This is a genomic window from Burkholderia sp. Se-20373 (assembly GCF_017104705.1).
In the GTDB taxonomy this organism is placed as follows: domain Bacteria; phylum Pseudomonadota; class Gammaproteobacteria; order Burkholderiales; family Burkholderiaceae; genus Burkholderia.
The window spans coordinates 16,400-33,781 of sequence record NZ_JAAGPH010000044.1 but is presented as its reverse complement, the minus strand read 5'-3'; the positions used below and the strand labels follow the sequence as shown (position 1 = coordinate 33,781).

Annotated in this window: 11 protein-coding genes; 8 read left to right on the top strand and 3 right to left on the bottom strand. The window is 67.9% G+C overall.

Annotation, left to right across the window (positions count from 1 at the left end):
• Positions 1 to 342: 342 nt before the first annotated feature.
• The 5 genes from G3N96_RS16640 (at position 343) to G3N96_RS16620 (ending at position 9,715) form a co-directional block, all read left to right on the top strand.
• Positions 343 to 1,167 (top strand): IclR family transcriptional regulator, encoded by an 825-nt coding sequence (locus G3N96_RS16640; RefSeq protein WP_089424904.1) that lies wholly within the window; start codon positions 343 to 345, stop codon positions 1,165 to 1,167.
• Positions 1,168 to 1,421: 254 nt separating this feature from the next.
• A complete protein-coding gene (locus tag G3N96_RS16635) occupies positions 1,422 to 2,792 on the top strand; it encodes an MdtA/MuxA family multidrug efflux RND transporter periplasmic adaptor subunit (RefSeq protein ID WP_124575926.1) in 1,371 nt (456 codons plus the stop codon).
• 15 nt (positions 2,793 to 2,807) lie between these two features.
• Complete coding sequence (locus tag G3N96_RS16630; protein WP_206137859.1) at positions 2,808 to 5,921, top strand: MdtB/MuxB family multidrug efflux RND transporter permease subunit; 3,114 nt, start codon at positions 2,808 to 2,810, stop codon at positions 5,919 to 5,921.
• 3 nt (positions 5,922 to 5,924) lie between these two features.
• The gene (locus G3N96_RS16625) at positions 5,925 to 9,233 is read left to right on the top strand and encodes an efflux RND transporter permease subunit (protein ID WP_206137858.1); all 3,309 of its coding nucleotides are present in this window, start codon (positions 5,925 to 5,927) and stop codon (positions 9,231 to 9,233) included.
• A gap of 98 nt (positions 9,234 to 9,331) precedes the next feature.
• Positions 9,332 to 9,715 (top strand): VOC family protein, encoded by a 384-nt coding sequence (locus G3N96_RS16620; protein ID WP_206137857.1) that lies wholly within the window; start codon positions 9,332 to 9,334, stop codon positions 9,713 to 9,715.
• A 79-nt stretch (positions 9,716 to 9,794) separates the two neighbouring features.
• Here the strand turns inward: G3N96_RS16620 and G3N96_RS16615 are convergent, their stop codons facing one another.
• On the bottom strand, positions 9,795 to 11,294 hold the full coding sequence (locus tag G3N96_RS16615) for an NYN domain-containing protein (RefSeq protein ID WP_206137856.1): 1,500 nt from the start codon (positions 11,292 to 11,294) through the stop codon (positions 9,795 to 9,797).
• A 267-nt stretch (positions 11,295 to 11,561) separates the two neighbouring features.
• Here G3N96_RS16615 and G3N96_RS16610 point away from each other — a divergent pair, with 267 nt between their 5' ends.
• Entirely contained in the window at positions 11,562 to 12,191 is a 630-nt protein-coding gene (locus G3N96_RS16610; RefSeq protein ID WP_206137855.1) for an NAD(P)H-binding protein, read from the top strand.
• Positions 12,192 to 12,271: 80 nt separating this feature from the next.
• On the opposite strand, the gene G3N96_RS16605 is transcribed toward G3N96_RS16610, so the two are convergent.
• Complete coding sequence (locus tag G3N96_RS16605; protein ID WP_069247531.1) at positions 12,272 to 12,823, bottom strand: peroxiredoxin; 552 nt, start codon at positions 12,821 to 12,823, stop codon at positions 12,272 to 12,274.
• 279 nt (positions 12,824 to 13,102) lie between these two features.
• On the opposite strand from G3N96_RS16605, the gene cdpA reads away from it, so the two are divergent.
• Both cdpA and G3N96_RS16595 read left to right on the top strand, forming a co-directional pair.
• Positions 13,103 to 14,845: a sensor domain-containing phosphodiesterase gene (gene cdpA, locus G3N96_RS16600; protein ID WP_206137867.1), complete on the top strand. Its 1,743-nt coding sequence runs from the start codon at positions 13,103 to 13,105 to the stop codon at positions 14,843 to 14,845.
• 27 nt (positions 14,846 to 14,872) lie between these two features.
• A complete protein-coding gene (locus G3N96_RS16595) occupies positions 14,873 to 16,372 on the top strand; it encodes an HDOD domain-containing protein (protein WP_206137854.1) in 1,500 nt (499 codons plus the stop codon).
• A 108-nt stretch (positions 16,373 to 16,480) separates the two neighbouring features.
• Here the strand turns inward: G3N96_RS16595 and G3N96_RS16590 are convergent, their stop codons facing one another.
• Complete coding sequence (locus tag G3N96_RS16590; protein WP_043182082.1) at positions 16,481 to 17,275, bottom strand: ABC transporter substrate-binding protein; 795 nt, start codon at positions 17,273 to 17,275, stop codon at positions 16,481 to 16,483.
• Between the last annotated feature and the right edge of the window lie 107 nt (positions 17,276 to 17,382).

Sequence of the window (17,382 nt, the reverse complement as noted above, 5' to 3'; positions counted from 1 at the left end):
AAGCGCCACGGAGACCGTGGCGCTAAAAAAGTTCTAGCCATTCCGAGGGCCGTGCTAGAACCTGAGAGACTGCGCGAAACATCGTTGCCGGTTAAACTCTTGAAACGATGTTTCGAAAACGTGAGACATTCTTTCCGTTTCCGCCCGACAAGTCAAGCGGTATTTGCACCGGTTCATGCACTTTCTGGCAACGCTCCTTTGAGCGTTTTCCTAATAAACCAAGGGTGAACCCGTAAAATCTCATCCAATGACCGGTTCGCCCGCGGAACATGCATCCTTTGACAATAGTCCTACAATACCAACAAAATTGAAATCGAGTTTCGGAATTAGAGAGAATCCCTCGTGTCGACAACTGTAACCCCTCCCGCGTCGCGGGACCGTGAATCGTCGCCCGACGAGATCACCGCCCTGGCCCGCGGCCTCGCCGTGCTGCGTCGCATCGCGGCTGCCGACGCGCCCGTCAGCAACCGCGAGCTGACCGAACTGACCGGCATCCCGAAGCCGACCGTCTCGCGCATCACCGCGACGCTCGTCAGCGCCGGCTTCCTGTTCCAGTTGCCCGACAGCGAGCGCTTCGTGCTCACCGCGTCGGTGCTCGAACTAAGCCACGGCTTCCTGCGCAACTTCGACATCCGCGCGCGTTCGCGGCCGTTCATGATCGAGCTGGCCGAACGCACGTCGCTGTCCGTGCACCTCGCGGTGCGCGACCGGCTCGACATGGTCGCGATCGACGTGATCCGTCCACGCTCGGCCGTGCTCGTCACGCGCCTCGAGATCGGCTCGCGGATGGATATCGCGCGCACCGCGGTCGGCCGCGCGTATCTCGCCGCCCTCGAGGACGACGAGCGCCGCCAGTTGCTCGAATCGCTGCGCACCACGGCCGGCGACGACTGGCCGCACGTGTCCGCCCGCCTGACCCCCGCGCTGGACGACGCGATGCGCGACGGCCACGCGATCGCGATCGGCGAATGGCGCGAAGGCCTGAATGCCGTCGCGGCCGGTTTCGTCGGTCCGTCGGGCCAGCGCTATTCGGTGAATTGCGGTGGCGCGTCGCACCAGTGCCCGCCCGAATGGCTGCACGAACATGTGGTGCCCGCCCTGCACGAATGCATCGCGAAAATCACCCGCGAGATCGGCGGCGCACCGGCCCGTCGCATCAGCGTGTAAGCGTTTCGTCATCGCACCGTCGCGTTCTGTAACGACCGTAACCCGTTGAAAGATAGACCACTGGACTGTAACGGGGACGGGACGTAGGATCATGCCCATCGTCGCGCCGCACTCGCGGTGCGCACCGCTCTTTTCCCGCGCAGACCGGCGGGGGCCCGGACCGAGCCGGGCGCCCCCTCCCCGGCACCGCTCGCCCACGCGCAGCCCAGCAGTCCGATTTCCGGCCCGCCGCGCCGTCTTCCTGACAGATCACGATGGATAACGAACAAAAGCCCACGCCCCCTTCGAAAGACCCCGCGTCCCCCGCCGCGCGGCGCCCGCGCCGCACGCTGATGGCCGGCGCGCTCGCGGTCGTCGTCATCGGCGGCCTGCTGTGGTGGCATCCGTGGAACCGCACGCCGGCGGCCGGCAGTGGGGCGAGCGGCGCGGGCGCAAGCGCCGCCGGTGGTGCCGGCGGCCACCGCGGCCGTGGCGGCCCCGCCGCAATGGCGAATATTCCGCAGCCCGTGCAGGTCGCGACCGCGACCCAGGGCGAAATGCCGATCGTGCTGTCCGCGCTCGGCACCGTCACGCCGCTCGCGAACGTGACGGTCAAGACCCAGTTGTCCGGCTACCTGCAGTCGGTCGCGTTCCAGGAAGGCCAGATCGTCAAGAAGGGCGACCTGCTCGCGCAGATCGATCCGCGCCCGTACCAGGTCGCGCTCGAGAACGCCGAAGGCACGCACGCGCGCGACTCTGCGCTGCTCGCGACGGCCCGCCTCGACCTGAAGCGCTACCAGACGCTGCTGTCGCAGGACTCGATCGCGTCGCAGACCGTCGACACGCAGGCCTCCCTCGTCAAGCAATACGAAGGCGCGGTGAAGACCGACCAGGCCGCGATCGATTCCGCGAAGCTGAACCTCACGTACGCGCGCATCACCGCGCCGGTGTCGGGCCGCGTCGGCCTGCGCCAGGTCGACCCCGGCAACTACGTGACGCCGGGCGATGCCAACGGCCTCGTCGTGATCACGCAGCTGCAGCCGATGAGCGTGATCTTCACGACGTCGGAAGACAACCTGCCGCAGATCCTCAAGCAGGTGAACGCGGGCCAGAAGCTGTCGGTCACCGCGTACAACCGCAACAACACGGTGCCGCTCGAGACGGGCTCGCTCGCGACGCTCGACAACCAGATCGACACGAGCACGGGCACGGTCAAGCTGCGCGCGAACTTCGATAACAAGGAAGGCATGCTGTTCCCGAATCAGTTCGTGAACACGCGCCTGCTCGTCGACGTGCTGCGCAACGCGACGATCGTGCCGACCTCGGCCGTGCTGACCGGCTCGATCGGCCAGTTCGTCTACGTCGTGAAACCCGACAACACGGTGACCGTGCGCAAGGTCACGATCGGCCCGGTCGACGGCGAACGCACGAGCATCGTCAGCGGCGTGTCGCTCGGCGAGCGCGTGGTGACCGACGGCTCCGACCGCCTGCGCGAAGGCGCGAAGATCTCGATCCCGGCCGACAAGCCGAAAGGCGCGTCGGGCGCGCGCGGCGCCGGTGCGGCATCGGGCGCATCGGGCGCCGGCGGCCATCGCGGCGGACACAAGCACGGCGCGTCGCAGGCAGCGGCCTCCGCGGCCCAGTAACGCGCGGGCCGCTCGATGAATCCATCCCGCCTTTTCATTCTCCGGCCGGTCGGCACCGCCCTCCTGATGGCGGCGATCATGCTGGCCGGTCTCGTCGCGCTGCGCTTCCTGCCGCTCGCCGCGCTGCCGGAAGTCGACTATCCGACGATCCAGGTCCAGACCTTCTACCCGGGCGCGAGCCCGGAGGTGATGACCTCGTCGGTCACCGCGCCGCTCGAACGGCAGTTCGGGCAGATGCCGTCGCTGAACCAGATGTCGTCGCAGAGCTCGGCCGGCTCGTCCGTGATCACGCTGCAGTTCTCGCTCGACCTGCCGCTCGACATCGCCGAACAAGAAGTGCAGGCCGCGATCAACGCGGCCGGCAACCTGCTGCCGTCCGACCTCCCTGCCCCGCCGATCTACGCGAAGGTCAACCCGGCCGATGCGCCGGTGCTGACGCTCGCCGTCAAGTCGAAGACGCTGCCGCTCACGCAGGTGCAGGATCTCGCCGACACGCGCCTCGCGATGAAGATCTCGCAGGTCGCGGGCGTCGGCCTCGTCAGCCTGTCGGGCGGCAACCGCCCGGCCGTGCGGATCCAGGCGAACCCGACCGCGCTCGCGAAGTACGGGATGAACCTCGACGACCTGCGCACGACGATCTCGAACCTGAACGTGAACACGCCGAAGGGCAACTTCGACGGCCCGACGCGCGCGTACACGATCAACGCGAACGACCAGCTGACGAGCGCCGACCAGTACAACAGCGCGGTCGTCGCCTACAAGAACGGCCGCCCGGTGATGCTCACCGACGTCGCGACGGTCGTCGCCGGCTCGGAGAACACCAAGCTCGGCGCGTGGGTGAATTCGGACCCGGCCATCATCCTGAACGTGCAGCGCCAGCCGGGCGCGAACGTGATCGCGACCGTCGACGCGATCAAGGCGCAATTGCCGAAGCTGCAGGAAACGCTGCCCGCCGCGCTCGACGTGGAGATCGTCACCGACCGCACGACGATGATCCGCGCCGCCGTGCGCGACGTGCAGTTCGAACTGCTGCTCGCGGTCGCGCTGGTCGTGCTGGTGATGTACCTGTTCCTCGCGAACGTCTACGCGACGATCATCCCGAGCCTGTCGGTGCCGCTGTCGCTGATCGGCACGCTCGCGGTGATGTACATGGCCGGCTTCTCGCTGAACAACCTGTCGCTGATGGCGCTCACCATCGCGACCGGCTTCGTCGTCGACGACGCGATCGTGATGATCGAGAACATCGCGCGCTACGTCGAGGAAGGCGAAACGGGGCTCGAGGCCGCGCTGAAGGGCTCGCGGCAGATCGGCTTCACGATCATCTCGCTGACGGTGTCGCTGATCGCGGTGCTGATCCCGCTGCTGTTCATGGGCGACGTGGTCGGGCGCCTGTTCCATGAATTCGCGATCACGCTCGCGGTGACGATCGTGATCTCGGCGATCGTGTCGCTCACGCTCGTACCGATGATGTGCGCGAAGCTGCTGCGCCATTCGCCGCCGCCCGAGAGCCATCGCTTCGAGGCGCGCGTGCACCGGGCGATCGACTGGGTGATCGCGCGCTACGCGGTCGCGCTCGAATGGGTGCTGAACCGCCAGCGCTCGACGCTCGTCGTCGCGCTGCTGACGCTCGCGCTGACCGGCCTGCTGTACGTCTACGTGCCGAAGGGCTTCTTCCCCGCGCAGGATACCGGCGTGATCCAGGCGATCACGCAGGCGCCGCAGTCGATCTCGTACGGCGCGATGGCGGAGCGCCAGCAGGCGCTCGCGGCAGAGATCCTGAAGGATCCGAACGTCGAGAGCCTCACGTCGTTCATCGGCGTCGACGGCAGCAACATCACGCTGAACAGCGGCCGGATGCTGATCAACCTGAAGGCGCGCGACGAACGCGCCGAAACCGCAGCGCAGATCATCCGCGACCTGCAGCACCGCGTCGCGAACATCACCGGCATCTCGCTGTTCATGCAGTCGGTACAGGACCTGACGATCGACTCGACCGTCAGCCCGACGCAGTACCAGTTCATGCTGACGAGCCCGAACTCGGAGGAATTCGCGACCTGGGTGCCGAAGCTCGTGGCCCGGCTGCAGCAGGAGCCGTCGCTCGCCGACGTCGCGACCGACCTGCAGAGCAACGGCCAGTCCGTCTACATCGAGATCGACCGCCCGAGCGCCGCGCGCTTCGGCATCACGCCGGCGACCGTCGACAACGCGCTGTACGACGCGTTCGGCCAGCGCATCGTGTCGACGATCTTCACGCAGTCGAACCAGTACCGCGTGATTCTCGAGTCCGAGCCGAAGGAGCAGCACTACGCGCAATCGCTGAACGACATCTACCTGCCGTCGGCGGGCGGCGGCCAGGTGCCGCTGGCGTCGATCGCGACGTTCCACGAGCGGCCGTCGCCGCTGCTGGTCGCGCACCTGTCGCAGTTCCCGTCGACCACCATCTCGTTCAACCTCGCGCCGGGCGCGTCGCTCGGCGAGGCGGTCAAGGCGATCGACGCCGCCGAGAAGGACATCGGGCTGCCCGCGTCGTTCCAGACGCGCTTCCAGGGCGCGGCGCTCGCGTTCCAGGCCTCGCTGTCGAACCAGCTGTTCCTGATCCTCGCCGCGGTCATCACGATGTACATCGTGCTCGGCGTGCTGTACGAGAGCTACATCCACCCGATCACGATCCTGTCGACGCTGCCGTCGGCCGGCGTCGGCGCGCTGCTCGCGCTGATGATCACCGGGCACGACCTCGACATCATCGGGATCATCGGCATCGTGCTGCTGATCGGCATCGTGAAGAAGAACGCGATCATGATGATCGACTTCGCGCTCGAGGCCGAGCGCGTCGAAGGCAAGCCGCCGCGCGAGGCGATCTACCAGGCGTGCCTGCTGCGCTTCCGGCCGATCCTGATGACCACGCTCGCCGCGCTGCTCGGCGCGGTGCCGCTGATCGTCGGCTCCGGCGCGGGCTCCGAGCTGCGCCAGCCGCTCGGGATCGCGATCGCCGGCGGCCTGATCGTGTCGCAGGTGCTGACGCTGTTCACGACGCCCGTGATCTACCTCGGCTTCGATTCGCTCGCGCGCCGCGTGCGCGGCTGGTTCGAACGCAACGGCCCGCAAGCCGGCCCGCGCACGGATGCGTAATCAATGAACCTGTCGCGTCCCTTCATCACCCGCCCCGTCGCGACGACGCTGCTCGCGATCGGCGTCGCGCTCGCGGGCCTGTTCGCGTTCGTCAAGCTGCCGGTGTCGCCGCTGCCGCAGGTCGACTTCCCGACCATCTCGGTGCAGGCGTCGCTGCCGGGCGCGAGCCCGGAAACGGTCGCGACCAGCGTGACGAGCCCGCTCGAGCGGCACCTCGGCTCGATCGCCGACGTGTCCGAAATGACGTCGACGAGCACGGTCGGCAACGCGCGGATCATCCTGCAGTTCGGGCTGAACCGCGACATCGACGGCGCCGCGCGCGACGTGCAGGCCGCGATCAACGCGGCGCGCGCCGACCTGCCCGCCGCGCTGAAGAGCAACCCGACCTACCGCAAGGTCAACCCGGCCGATTCGCCGATCATGATCGTGTCGCTGACGTCGGAGACCTCGTCGCCCGCGAAGCTGTACGACGCCGCGTCGACGGTGCTGCAGCAGTCGTTGTCGCAGATCGACGGGATCGGCCAGGTGTCGGTCAGCGGCTCCGCGAACCCGGCCGTGCGCGTCGAGCTCGAACCGCAGGCGCTGTTCCATTACGGGATCGGCCTCGAGGACGTGCGCGCGGCGCTGGCCTCCGCGAACGCCAACGCACCGAAGGGCGCGATCGAATTCGGCCCGCAGCGCTACCAGCTCTATACGAACGACCAGGCATCCCAGGCGTCGCAATACCGCGACCTCGTCGTGGCCTACCGCAACGGCTCGGCCGTGCGGCTGTCCGACCTGTCGGACGTCGTCGATTCGGTCGAGGATCTCCGCAACCTCGGCCTGTCGAACGGCAAGCGCGCGGTGCTCGTGATCCTCTACCGCTCGCCCGGCGCGAACATCATCGACACGATCGACCGCGTGCGCGCGGCGCTGCCGCAGCTCACCGCGTCGCTGCCGGCCGACATCACCGTCACGCCCGTGCTAGACCGCTCGACCACGATTCGCGCGTCGCTGAAGGACACCGAGCACACGCTGCTGATCGCGGTCAGCCTGGTCGTGATGGTCGTGTTCCTGTTCCTGCGCAACTGGCGCGCGACGCTGATCCCGAGCGTCGCGGTGCCGATCTCGATCATCGGCACGTTCGGCGCGATGTACCTGCTCGGCTTCTCGATCGACAACCTGTCGCTGATGGCGCTGATCGTCGCGACCGGCTTCGTCGTCGACGATGCGATCGTCGTGCTCGAGAACATCTCGCGGCACATCGAGCACGGCAAGTCGCGCATGCAGGCCGCGTTCGACGGCGCGCGCGAGGTCGGCTTCACGGTGTTGTCGATGAGCATTTCGCTCGTCGCGGTGTTCCTGCCGATCCTGCTGATGGGCGGCATCGTCGGGCGGCTGTTCCGCGAGTTCGCACTGACGCTGTCGCTCGCGATCGCCGTCTCGCTCGCGGTGTCGCTCACGGTCACGCCGATGATGTGCGCGCGCCTGCTGCCCGAGTCGCACGACCCGCAAAACGAAGGCCGCTTCGGGCGTTTCCTGGAACGCTGTTTCAGCCGCATGCAGCGCGGCTACGAGCGCTCGCTGTCGTGGGCGCTGCGCCGGCCGCTCCTGATCCTGCTGACCCTGTTCGCGACGATCGGGCTGAACGTGTACCTGTACATCGTCGTGCCGAAGGGTTTCTTCCCGCAGCAGGACACCGGGCTGATGATCGGCGGCATCCGGGCCGACCAGTCGACGTCGTTCCAGGCGATGAAGCTGAAGTTCTCCGAGATGATGCGCATCGTGCAGGGCAACCCGAACGTGAAGAGCGTCGCGGGCTTCACCGGCGGCACGCAGACCAACTCGGGCTTCATGTTCGTCACGCTGAAGGACCGCACCGAGCGCAAGCTGTCGGCCGACCAGGTGATCCAGCAACTGCGCGTCCCGCTGTCGGATGTCGCCGGCGCGAGCACGTTCCTGCAGGCGGCGCAGGACATTCGCGTCGGCGGCCGGCAGAGCAACGCGCAGTACCAGTTCACGCTGCTCGGCGATTCGAGCGCCGACCTGTACAAGTGGGGGCCGATCCTGACCGAGGCGCTGCAGAAGCGCCCCGAGCTGACCGACGTGAACTCCGACCAGCAGCAAGGCGGCATGGAAGCCATGGTGACGATCGACCGGGCGACGGCCGCGCGGTTCGGCATCAAGCCCGCGCAGATCGACAATACGCTGTACGACGCGTTCGGCCAGCGCCAGGTCTCGACGATCTACAACCCGCTGAACCAGTACCACGTGGTGATGGAAGTCGCGCCGAAGTACTGGCAGAGCCCCGAGATGCTGAACCAGGTGTGGATCAGCACGTCGGGCGGCAGCGCGAACGGCTCGCAGACCACCAACGCGGCGGCCGGCACCTACGTCGCGACCTCTGCCGGCACGTCGAGCGCCGGCACCGCCACGCAGAGCGCCGCGGCGATCGCGTCCGACTCCGCGCGCAACCAGGCGCTCAACGCGATCGCGGCGAGCGGCAAGTCGAGCGCGTCGTCGGGTGCGTCGGTGTCGACGTCGAAGTCGACGATGATCCCGCTGTCGGCGATCGCGACGTTCGGGCCGAGCACGACGCCGCTGTCGGTCAACCACCAGGGGCTGTTCGTCGCGACGACGATCTCGTTCAACCTGCCGCCCGGCGTGTCGCTGTCGCAGGCGACGCAGGTGATCTACCAGACGATGGCGCAGGTCGGCGTCCCGCCGACCATCGTCGGCAGCTTCCAGGGCACCGCGCAGGCGTTCCAGCAGTCGATGAACGACCAGCCGATCCTGATCCTCGCGGCGTTGCTGGCCGTCTATATCGTGCTCGGGATCCTGTACGAGAGCTACATCCACCCGATCACGATCCTGTCGACGCTGCCGTCGGCCGGCGTCGGCGCACTGCTCGCGCTGCTGCTGTGCAAGACCGAGTTCAGCATCATCGCGCTGATCGGCGTGATCCTGCTGATCGGGATCGTGAAGAAGAACGCGATCATGATGGTCGACTTCGCGATCGACCAGACGCGCAATAACGGGAAGTCGTCGTTCGACGCGATCCACGAGGCGTGCCTGCTGCGCTTCCGCCCGATCATGATGACGACGATGGCCGCGCTGCTCGGCGCGCTGCCGCTCGCGTTCGGCCACGGCGACGGCGCCGAGCTGCGCGCGCCGCTCGGGATCGCGATCGCCGGCGGCCTGATCGTGTCGCAGGTGCTGACGCTCTATACGACGCCGGTCGTCTACCTGTACATGGACCGCTTCCGCGTGTGGGCCGAGAAGCGACGCAACCGCCGCGGGAATAACGGCGGGCCGGCCGTTGCCGGGGAATGATGAAGCGGCCGCCCGAGGGCGGCCGTTTTTTTGCGCTTGAACCGCGGTGACGATCGGCTATCGTGAGCCCACCGCCGCGCCCTTCACGGGAACCCGCCATGAACGTCCAGCTCAACCACACGATCGTCTGGTGCCGCGACAAGCACGCGTCGAGCCGCTTCCTCACCGAGCTGCTGGCGTTGCCGCCGCCGACGCCGTTCGGCGCGATGCTGGTCGTCCCGCTCGGCAACGGCGTATCGCTCGATTTCTATGAACGGTCGGGAGCGATCGCGTCGCAGCACTACGCATTCCTGCTCGACGAAGCAGGATTCGATCGCGTGCTCGCGCGCATTCGCGAGCGCGGGCTGCCGCACTGGGCCGATCCGGCGAAGCGGCAGCCCGACGACATCTACCGCCACAACGGCGGTCGCGGCGTGTATTTCGACGATCCGGACGGCCACTTCCTCGAAGTGATGACGCAGCCTTACGCGCTGAACGGCTAGTTCGACGGGCCGGCGTTGCACCGGCCGGTACCGTGACGCGGATGCCGCCCCGCCCGGGACGGCATCCGGCCGACCGACGTTACTCGGCAGCGTCCGCCGCCGTCTTGCGCGGACGACGCGCGCGCGGGGCGGCCTTGCGGGCCGGCTTCTTCGGCTTGGCAGCGGCCGGCGCTTGCGCAACCGCGTCGGCATGGGCTTCAGCCGGCGCCGCGTCGTGCGACGGCTGGGCGGCGGCACGCTCGCCGCCGGCATCGCCTGCCGCCGGCCCGGCGTGCGTCGTCTTGACATGCCGCTCGTCGCCCTGCTCCGCGTCGCGATACGCGTCCCCGGCATCGTTGCCGTGCGCGTGCTTGTCGTCGCCGTGCTTCGGCGCGCCATGCCCGGCGTCGTCCGGCTTCCCGGCTGCCTGACGGGCTGCGCTCTTCGCGGCGGCGCCCTTCTTCGCGCCTGCCTTCTTCGCCGCGGTCTTGCGCGCGCGCTTGCGGCCATCCTTCGCGTCGCCATGCGCGTCGGCCACTTCGACCGTTTCCGCGGGCGACATCATCGGTGCCGACTCGGCCACCTCGGCGACCTCGGCCACTTCCGTCTCGTCCACCTCGACCGGCACGCTTTCGTGCATGACCGCTTCCGCCCGCTGCCCGCGACGTTGCGCATTGCGCCCGGCCCGCGCCGGCTCGGCCGCGCGCGTGCCGTGGTGCGCGCCGCCGTGTCCGCCGCCTTCGCCGCCCGCCGTGACGTGCTCCGCGGCCGCCGACTGGCGCGCCCGCGACACGAACGCGCCCGACTTGTCGTCACGCCCCACTTCGAGCAGGCCGCGCGCCTGCGCCTCGTCGAGCAGGTTGCCGAACGCGCGGAATCCGTAGTACGACTCGTTGAAATCCGGCTTGCGCCGCTTGATCGCGCTCTTGAGCACCGACGCCCAGATCTTGCCGACGTCGTCCCGCTCCGACGCCAACGCGTCGAACGTCTCGACGGCCAGCGCGATCGCCTCGGCCTTGCGCGCGTCCATGTCGTGCTTGCGCGACGACGGCTCGTCGGGCCGCTTCGCGCCGCCGTTGCCCGCGCGCTGCTGCTGTTCGCGCTTCGCGAGCGCGCGCTGCTGCTCGCGCACCAGGTCGTCGTAGAAGATGAATTCGTCGCAGTTCGCGACCAGCAGGTCCGACGTCGATTTCTTCACGCCGACGCCGATCACCTTCTTCGCGTTCTCGCGCAGCTTCGACACCAGCGGCGAAAAATCCGAGTCGCCGCTGATGATCACGAACGTATCGACGTGCGACTTCGTGTAGCAGAGGTCGAGCGCATCGACGACGAGCCGGATGTCGGCCGAGTTCTTGCCCGACTGGCGCACGTGCGGAATCTCGATCAGCTCGAAGCTCGCCTCGTGCATCGACGCCTTGAAGCCCTTGTAGCGATCCCAGTCGCAATAGGCCTTCTTCACGACGATGCTGCCCTTCAGCAGCAGGCGCTCCAGCACGGGCTTGATGTCGAACTTCTCGTACTTCGCGTCGCGCACGCCGAGCGCGACGTTCTCGAAGTCGCAGAACACGGCCATGCTGACGTTGTCCAGGGGTATTGCCATGTGTACTCCAACCGGTGGGCCGATGCGTTGTATGACGTAACGGCGAAAAAAGCATCGCGCACATGATAGCCGGTCGGCGCGGCATTCCCGCATCCGTGTGAACGAATGGCGGCCGGAATGTCGGTGTCGGTCGCGCGCTGCCGGTATGCCCGCTGCCGGTATGCCCCTTAATACACCCCCGCCGCGGCGGCAAATCGACATTACACTTGAGTTATCGGTCGTCCGTCCCTATCTGGAAGGATGACGCATCGAGCAAGGAGCGGTTTCATGACGACGAAGGTACTGCTGATTGGCGCGACCGGCCGAACGGGTCAGGCCTGCGCGGATCTGCTGCTCAAGCAGCCGGAGTTCGAGGTCACGGCGCTCGTGCGCCGCCACGGCTATGCGCTGGCAGGCGCACGGGTGGTCGAGGCCGACTTGACGAACGATTTCTCGCACGCATTCCAGGGCATCTCGCACGTGATCTACGCGGCTGGCTCGGCCGAATCGGAAGGCGCGGCCGAAGAGGAGCAGGTCGACCGCGACGCGGTCGCCCGCGCGGCCGAATACGCGCTGGCTTACAACGTTCAGAAGCTGGTGGTGATCAGCTCGCTGTCCGCGTACCGGCCCGAGCTCGGCCCGGACGCGCTGCGCCACTATTCGCAGATGAAGCGCGAAGGCGACGATCGCGTGATCGCGTCGGGCGTCGACTACGCGATCCTGCGCCCGGGCCCGCTCACGGACGATCCGGGCGTCGGCAAGATCGCGCTCACCGACGCATGGTTCGATGGCGCCCCACCCGTGTCGCGCCAGGATGTCGCCTGGGCCGCGATCGAGGCGATCAAGCTGGGCATCTCGCGCAAGATCGTCGGCTTCGTCGGCGGCAGCGTGCCGATCGAACAGGCATTGCGCGCATAACGGCCTCTCACGCGCGGCGGCTGCGTCGCTCCGTACCGGCGGCCCGCACGACGGGCCGCTTTGCCGTGCGGCCCGCCCGCTTACTGCTTCGGATGCGCGTCCGCCCACGCCTTCACGGCGGCGAGCGTGTTCTCGACGTGCTTGTCGGGCGACAGGCTCGTGTATTCGTAGAGCACCTTCCCTTCCGGCGAAATCACGTAGGACACGCGGTTCGCCTTGTCGATCGCCGGCAGCTTCGCGTCATATTCCCGGATGATCTTCGCGTCCGGATCGGCCGCGACCGGGAACTTGCTCCGGCACTCGCTCACCGAGAACTTCGTCAGCGTGTCGATCTTGTCGGCCGAGACGCCGATCACCGTCGCGCCGTAAGCCTTGTAACGGTCGACCGCGTCCGCGAACGCATGCGCCTCGATCGTGCAGCCCTTGGTGAACGCGGCCGGATAGAAATACAGCACGACCGGCCCCTGCTTCAGCGCGTCCGCGAGCGAGTACGTGTAAGTCTTGCCGCCCAGCGACGCCTGCGTCGTGAAATCGGGCGCCGCGGCGCCCGGCTTCAATTCCGCCTGCGCCATCAGCGCATGGCCGGCCACCAGCGCCGCCACGGCGGCGCCCAGCAACAGTTTTCGCTTCATCTGCGTCCTCATTTCTTATAAAGTCAGCCTCAATGTAGGCCCCGCCGGCGTTCGCCTGTCGAACACCCGCGTGGCCGATCCGGGCCAGCGGCAACGCCATCCGCGGCCGGTCCGTTAAAGATTCCGCACAGTCTGCCGTTATTCCTTCCGGACAACCGGTTCCAGCCCTTCACGTCAGCGAGAAACATGGAAGCCAACAGGAAACAGACGTCACGCAAGGGCTCCTGGCGCAGCGCCTTGCATACGCTGCGCCGCTTCGCCTGGTCGGGCGGCGCGCTGATGCCCGCGCGCGCCGGTGCGCCGCGACGCGACGACTCCGTGCGCAACTGGCTGGAACAGACGGTCGGCACGGTGGATTTCCTCGCCCATGTCGACCGCGAGCTGCGCTTTCTGTACGTGTCCGACGCGAGCCTGCGCTTCATCGGCTACCACCGCGACTATCTGCACACGCTGACGCTGCGCGACCTGATCGCCGAACAGGATACCGCGGCGCTCGAAGGCCTGCTTGCACGCGCCGCGCGTTCCGGCCAGGTCGAGAAGGCGACGATGTGCATCGTCAAGTCGCTCACCTACCCGCTGGACGTCGAGATCCGCGCGTTCAAGAGCCGCCATCACGGGGTCGACGGGTTCGCGATCGCGGCGTTCGACGTGTCGTCGTGGCGCGCGCTCGAGGCGCGCCTGACTTACGAAATGCACCACGACCCGATGACGGGGCTCGACAACCTGTCCGCGCTCGTGCCCGCGCTGATGCGCGCGCAGCAGGCCGCCGACGGGGACGGCTCGTGCGCGGCGCTGCTGCTGCTCGACCTTGACGACTACCAGCGGATCAACCGCGCGCTCGGCTACGACGCGGGCGACATGCTGCTGCGCGAGACCGCGCAGCGGCTGAAGGCGCTCGTCACGCCGAACGAGCAGCTCGCGCGCGTCGCGAGCGACAAGTTCGCGGTCGTGCTCGGCGCACCGGACCGCACGCAGGCGAGCAACGCGGCGGACGCACTCGCCCGCCGGCTGCAGGCCGCGGTGCGCGAGCCCTACGTGTACCAGGGGCAGACCGTGCACCTGTCCGCGAGCATCGGCATCGCGCTCTACCCTGACGAGCGCTCGGCGCCGCACCGCGCGCAGCACCACAGCCCGCTGCTGCGCCGCGCCGACCACGCGCTCGCGCAGGCGAAGGCGTCGGGCGGCAATGCGCTCGCGTTCCACGCCCCCGTCGACGATCCGGCCGACGCCGAACGGCTGAAGCTCGAGGCCGACCTGTACGACGGCGTGCGCAACGGCGAGTTTTCGCTCCATTTCCAGCCGATCACGCGCAGCCAGTCGGGCGCGGTGGTCGGGGTCGAGGCGCTGATCCGCTGGCGCCATCCGGTGCACGGCCTCGTGCCGCCGGCGACCTTCATTCCGCTCGCCGAATCGATCGGCCTGATCAACTATCTCGGCAACTGGGTGCTCAAGGCCGCGTGCATGCAGCTCGTCGCCTGGGACCGCCAGGGGCTCGCGCTGCAGTATGTGGCGGTCAACGTGTCGCCGCAGCAGTTCCGCGACCCGCGCTTCACGCAAAGCGTGCGCGAGGCGATCGCGCTGACGGGCATCGACCCGCGCCGCATCGTGCTCGAAATCACCGAAAGCCTGCTGATGCACGATCCCGCGCAGGCCAAGGGGCTGCTCGAGGAGCTGACCGATCTCGGCATCCGCTTCGCGATCGACGATTTCGGCACCGGCTATTCGAGCCTCGCGTACCTGCAGCGCTTCCCGCTCGCGAAGCTGAAGATCGACCGCAGTTTCGTCGAGAACCTGCTGACCTCGCGCAACGACCGCGCGATCGTGTCGGCGGTGGTCGGCCTCGCGCAGACGCTCGATCTCGAACTCGTCGCCGAAGGCGTCGAGACCGAGGCGCAGCGCGAATTGCTGACGGAGATGGGCTGCAACCATATCCAGGGCTGGCTCGTCTGCCAGGCGCTGCCGTCCGAGGAGCTCGCGCGGCGCTTCGAGGCGCAGCAGTTGCACCTGCACGCCGCCGCCTGACGCGCGCGGCGAACCGGACAGATCCGTATGTCAATCACCGAACACCTGCCCCGCACCGCATTGCTCGACAAGCTGTGGGCCCGGATGAACGAACGGGGCGATTTCCCGCTGCTGTCGGAATCGTTGCGCGCGACGATGGCCGCGATGAAGAACGACGACCTCGACTTCACCGCGCTCGTGCGCGTCGTGCTGTCGGACTTCGCGCTCACGCAGAAAGTGCTGCGGCTCGCGAACTCCGCGATGTACATGGCGTTCGGCGGCAACATCACGACCGTGACCCGCGCCCTGATGGTGCTCGGCATGGACGCCGTCGGCCACCTGGTCGTCGGGCTCAAGCTCGTCGACCATTTCCACCACAGCACACCGCGGCGCATCGACGCGAAGCTCGAGCTGAACCGCGCGCTGCTGTCCGGCTGCGTCGCGCGCAAGCTCACCGAGCGCGCCGAGCTGCGCGCGGGCGAGGAAGCCGTCGTCTGCACGCTGATGCGCCAGGTCGGCAAGCTGCTCGTAGTCTGCTATCTCGACAGCGAATGGGACCGGATCCGCCGCCGCGCGGCCGAGCTGAACGGCGACGAAGCGGCCGCCTGCATCGATGTGCTCGGCGTCGGCTTCGACGAGATCGGGCTCGAGGCGGCCGCGCGCTGGCGCTTGCCCGACGTGATCCGCGCGGGGATGGCCGATCACGACCACGTGGCCCACGCGGACGCGTTCGGCAACGACGATGACGATCACGATGCGGGCCGTGCGACCGACGACGGCCCGGCCGACCGCGTCCGCTGGCTGCGCGCGATCAGCCGCTGCTCGACCGACGTCGCGGGCGCGCTGGTGATGCCCGCGAGCCCGCAGCGCGACGCACGCATCACGGCGCTCGCGCAGCACTACGGCGCGGAACTCGACATGGAAGCCGACGCGCTCGTCGAGATCGCCGAGCGGCTCGCGCGCGAGGAAGCGAGCGACACCGTGATGCGCGAGATCGTCGAGCTGCGCGCGAACGCCGATGCGATCGCGCGCGCCCAGGCCGCGCCCGAGGCGTGCCTCGAAGCCGGCCTCGCGGACCTGCGTGCGCTGCCGTCCGAGCACGTGCTGACGCCGGTGCTCGCGCTCGCGTCGGAAAGCCTGCTGGCCGGCCTCGCGTTCACGCGCACCGTGATGTTCGTGCGCCACGACGACGGCATGTTCGCCGCGCGCCTCGGCTTCGGCCCGGGCGTCGATACGACGCTCGACCGGCTGCGCTTCGACGAGCGCTTCGAGCCGGACGTGTTTCATCTCGCGATCTCGAACTCGGTCGGCATCTTCATCGAGCAGGCGCAGGAGCCGAAGATGCTCAAGCGCCTGCCCGCGTGGTACCTCGACGCATTCGACGACACGCGCGCGTTCGTGCTGCTGCCGGTGCGCGTCGGCACGACGACCGTCGCGCTGCTGTACGGCGACTGGGCCGGCGCGCAGCCCGCGCGCAAGATCACGCAGCAGGAGATGGCCGTGCTCAACGAGCTGGCACGCGAACTGGGCCGGTTCTTTCCGGCCTGACGCCGCCGCCTGCCGCCGCAGCGCGGTTTCTCGCCCATTCCCGCCCCCAAAAACAAACCGGCCGCGTCAGCGGCCGGTTTGCTTGCATCGTGCGATCGAACGCAGCGCTTACTTGAGCGTCACGGGCACGCTGAAGTACTTCTTCGCGAGGTTGTCGATCGTGCCGTCGGCCTTCAGTTCCTTCAGCGCCTGATCGAGCGCGGTCTTCAGCGCCGCGTCGTTCTTGCGCAGGCCGAAGCCGACGCCCGAGCCGAGGATCTCGGCGTCGCTCACGGTACCGCCCGCGAACGCGAAGCCCTGGCCTTGCGGCTTCGTCAGGAAGCCCTTCGAACCGGCTTCCGCGTCCTGGAACGTCGCGTCGAGACGGCCCGACTTCAGGTCGGCGTAGGCCAGGTCCTGCGTCTGGTACGGCACGACTTCGACGCCGGCCGGCGCCCACTTCTTCTTCGCGTACGCTTCCTGGATCGTGCCCTGCAGCACGCCCACGCGCTTGCCCTTCAGCGATTGCGGGGTCGGCAACAGGCCGCTGCCCTGCTTCGCGATCAGCTGGTTCGGGATCGTGTAGATCGCGTCGGTGAATGCGATCGCGTGCTTGCGCTGGTCGGTGATCGTCATGTCCGAGTTGATCGCGTCGAACTTGCGCGCCTGCAGCGCCGGGATCAGGCCGTCGAAGTCGTTCTCGACCCACACGCACTTCGTCTTCAGCTTCGCGCACACCGCGTTGCCGATATCGATGTCGAAGCCGGTCAGCTTGCCGTCGGGCGTCTTGTATTCGAACGGCGCGTACGAGGCTTCGACGCCGAAACGGATCTCTTTCAGATCCGCCGCCATCGCGCTGCCTGCCGCCACGGCCGATGCCGCCACCACCGCATGCGCGGCCACTTTACGCCAATCCAACTTCATCAGGTGTTCTCCTCGATACTCGAATGTTCCGGAACTACGGGCGCATGCATCATTGCAGGGTCGGATGACCACGGCAATGCTGCCGCCGCGCCGTGATGCGGCGCAAC

Excerpts from the sequence above, each read along its gene's own strand:
- G3N96_RS16635 (WP_124575926.1), top strand. The coding sequence starts at position 1,422 with ATGGATAACGAACAAAAGCCCACGCCCCCTTCGAAAGACCCCGCGTCC.
- G3N96_RS16630 (WP_206137859.1), top strand. The coding sequence starts at position 2,808 with ATGAATCCATCCCGCCTTTTCATTCTCCGGCCGGTCGGCACCGCCCTC.
- G3N96_RS16625 (WP_206137858.1), top strand. The coding sequence starts at position 5,925 with ATGAACCTGTCGCGTCCCTTCATCACCCGCCCCGTCGCGACGACGCTG.
- G3N96_RS16620 (WP_206137857.1), top strand. The coding sequence starts at position 9,332 with ATGAACGTCCAGCTCAACCACACGATCGTCTGGTGCCGCGACAAGCAC.
- G3N96_RS16615 (WP_206137856.1), bottom strand. The coding sequence starts at position 11,294 with ATGGCAATACCCCTGGACAACGTCAGCATGGCCGTGTTCTGCGACTTC.
- G3N96_RS16610 (WP_206137855.1), top strand. The coding sequence starts at position 11,562 with ATGACGACGAAGGTACTGCTGATTGGCGCGACCGGCCGAACGGGTCAG.
- G3N96_RS16605 (WP_069247531.1), bottom strand. The coding sequence starts at position 12,823 with ATGAAGCGAAAACTGTTGCTGGGCGCCGCCGTGGCGGCGCTGGTGGCC.
- cdpA (WP_206137867.1), top strand. The coding sequence starts at position 13,103 with ATGCCCGCGCGCGCCGGTGCGCCGCGACGCGACGACTCCGTGCGCAAC.
- G3N96_RS16595 (WP_206137854.1), top strand. The coding sequence starts at position 14,873 with ATGTCAATCACCGAACACCTGCCCCGCACCGCATTGCTCGACAAGCTG.
- G3N96_RS16590 (WP_043182082.1), bottom strand. The coding sequence starts at position 17,275 with ATGAAGTTGGATTGGCGTAAAGTGGCCGCGCATGCGGTGGTGGCGGCA.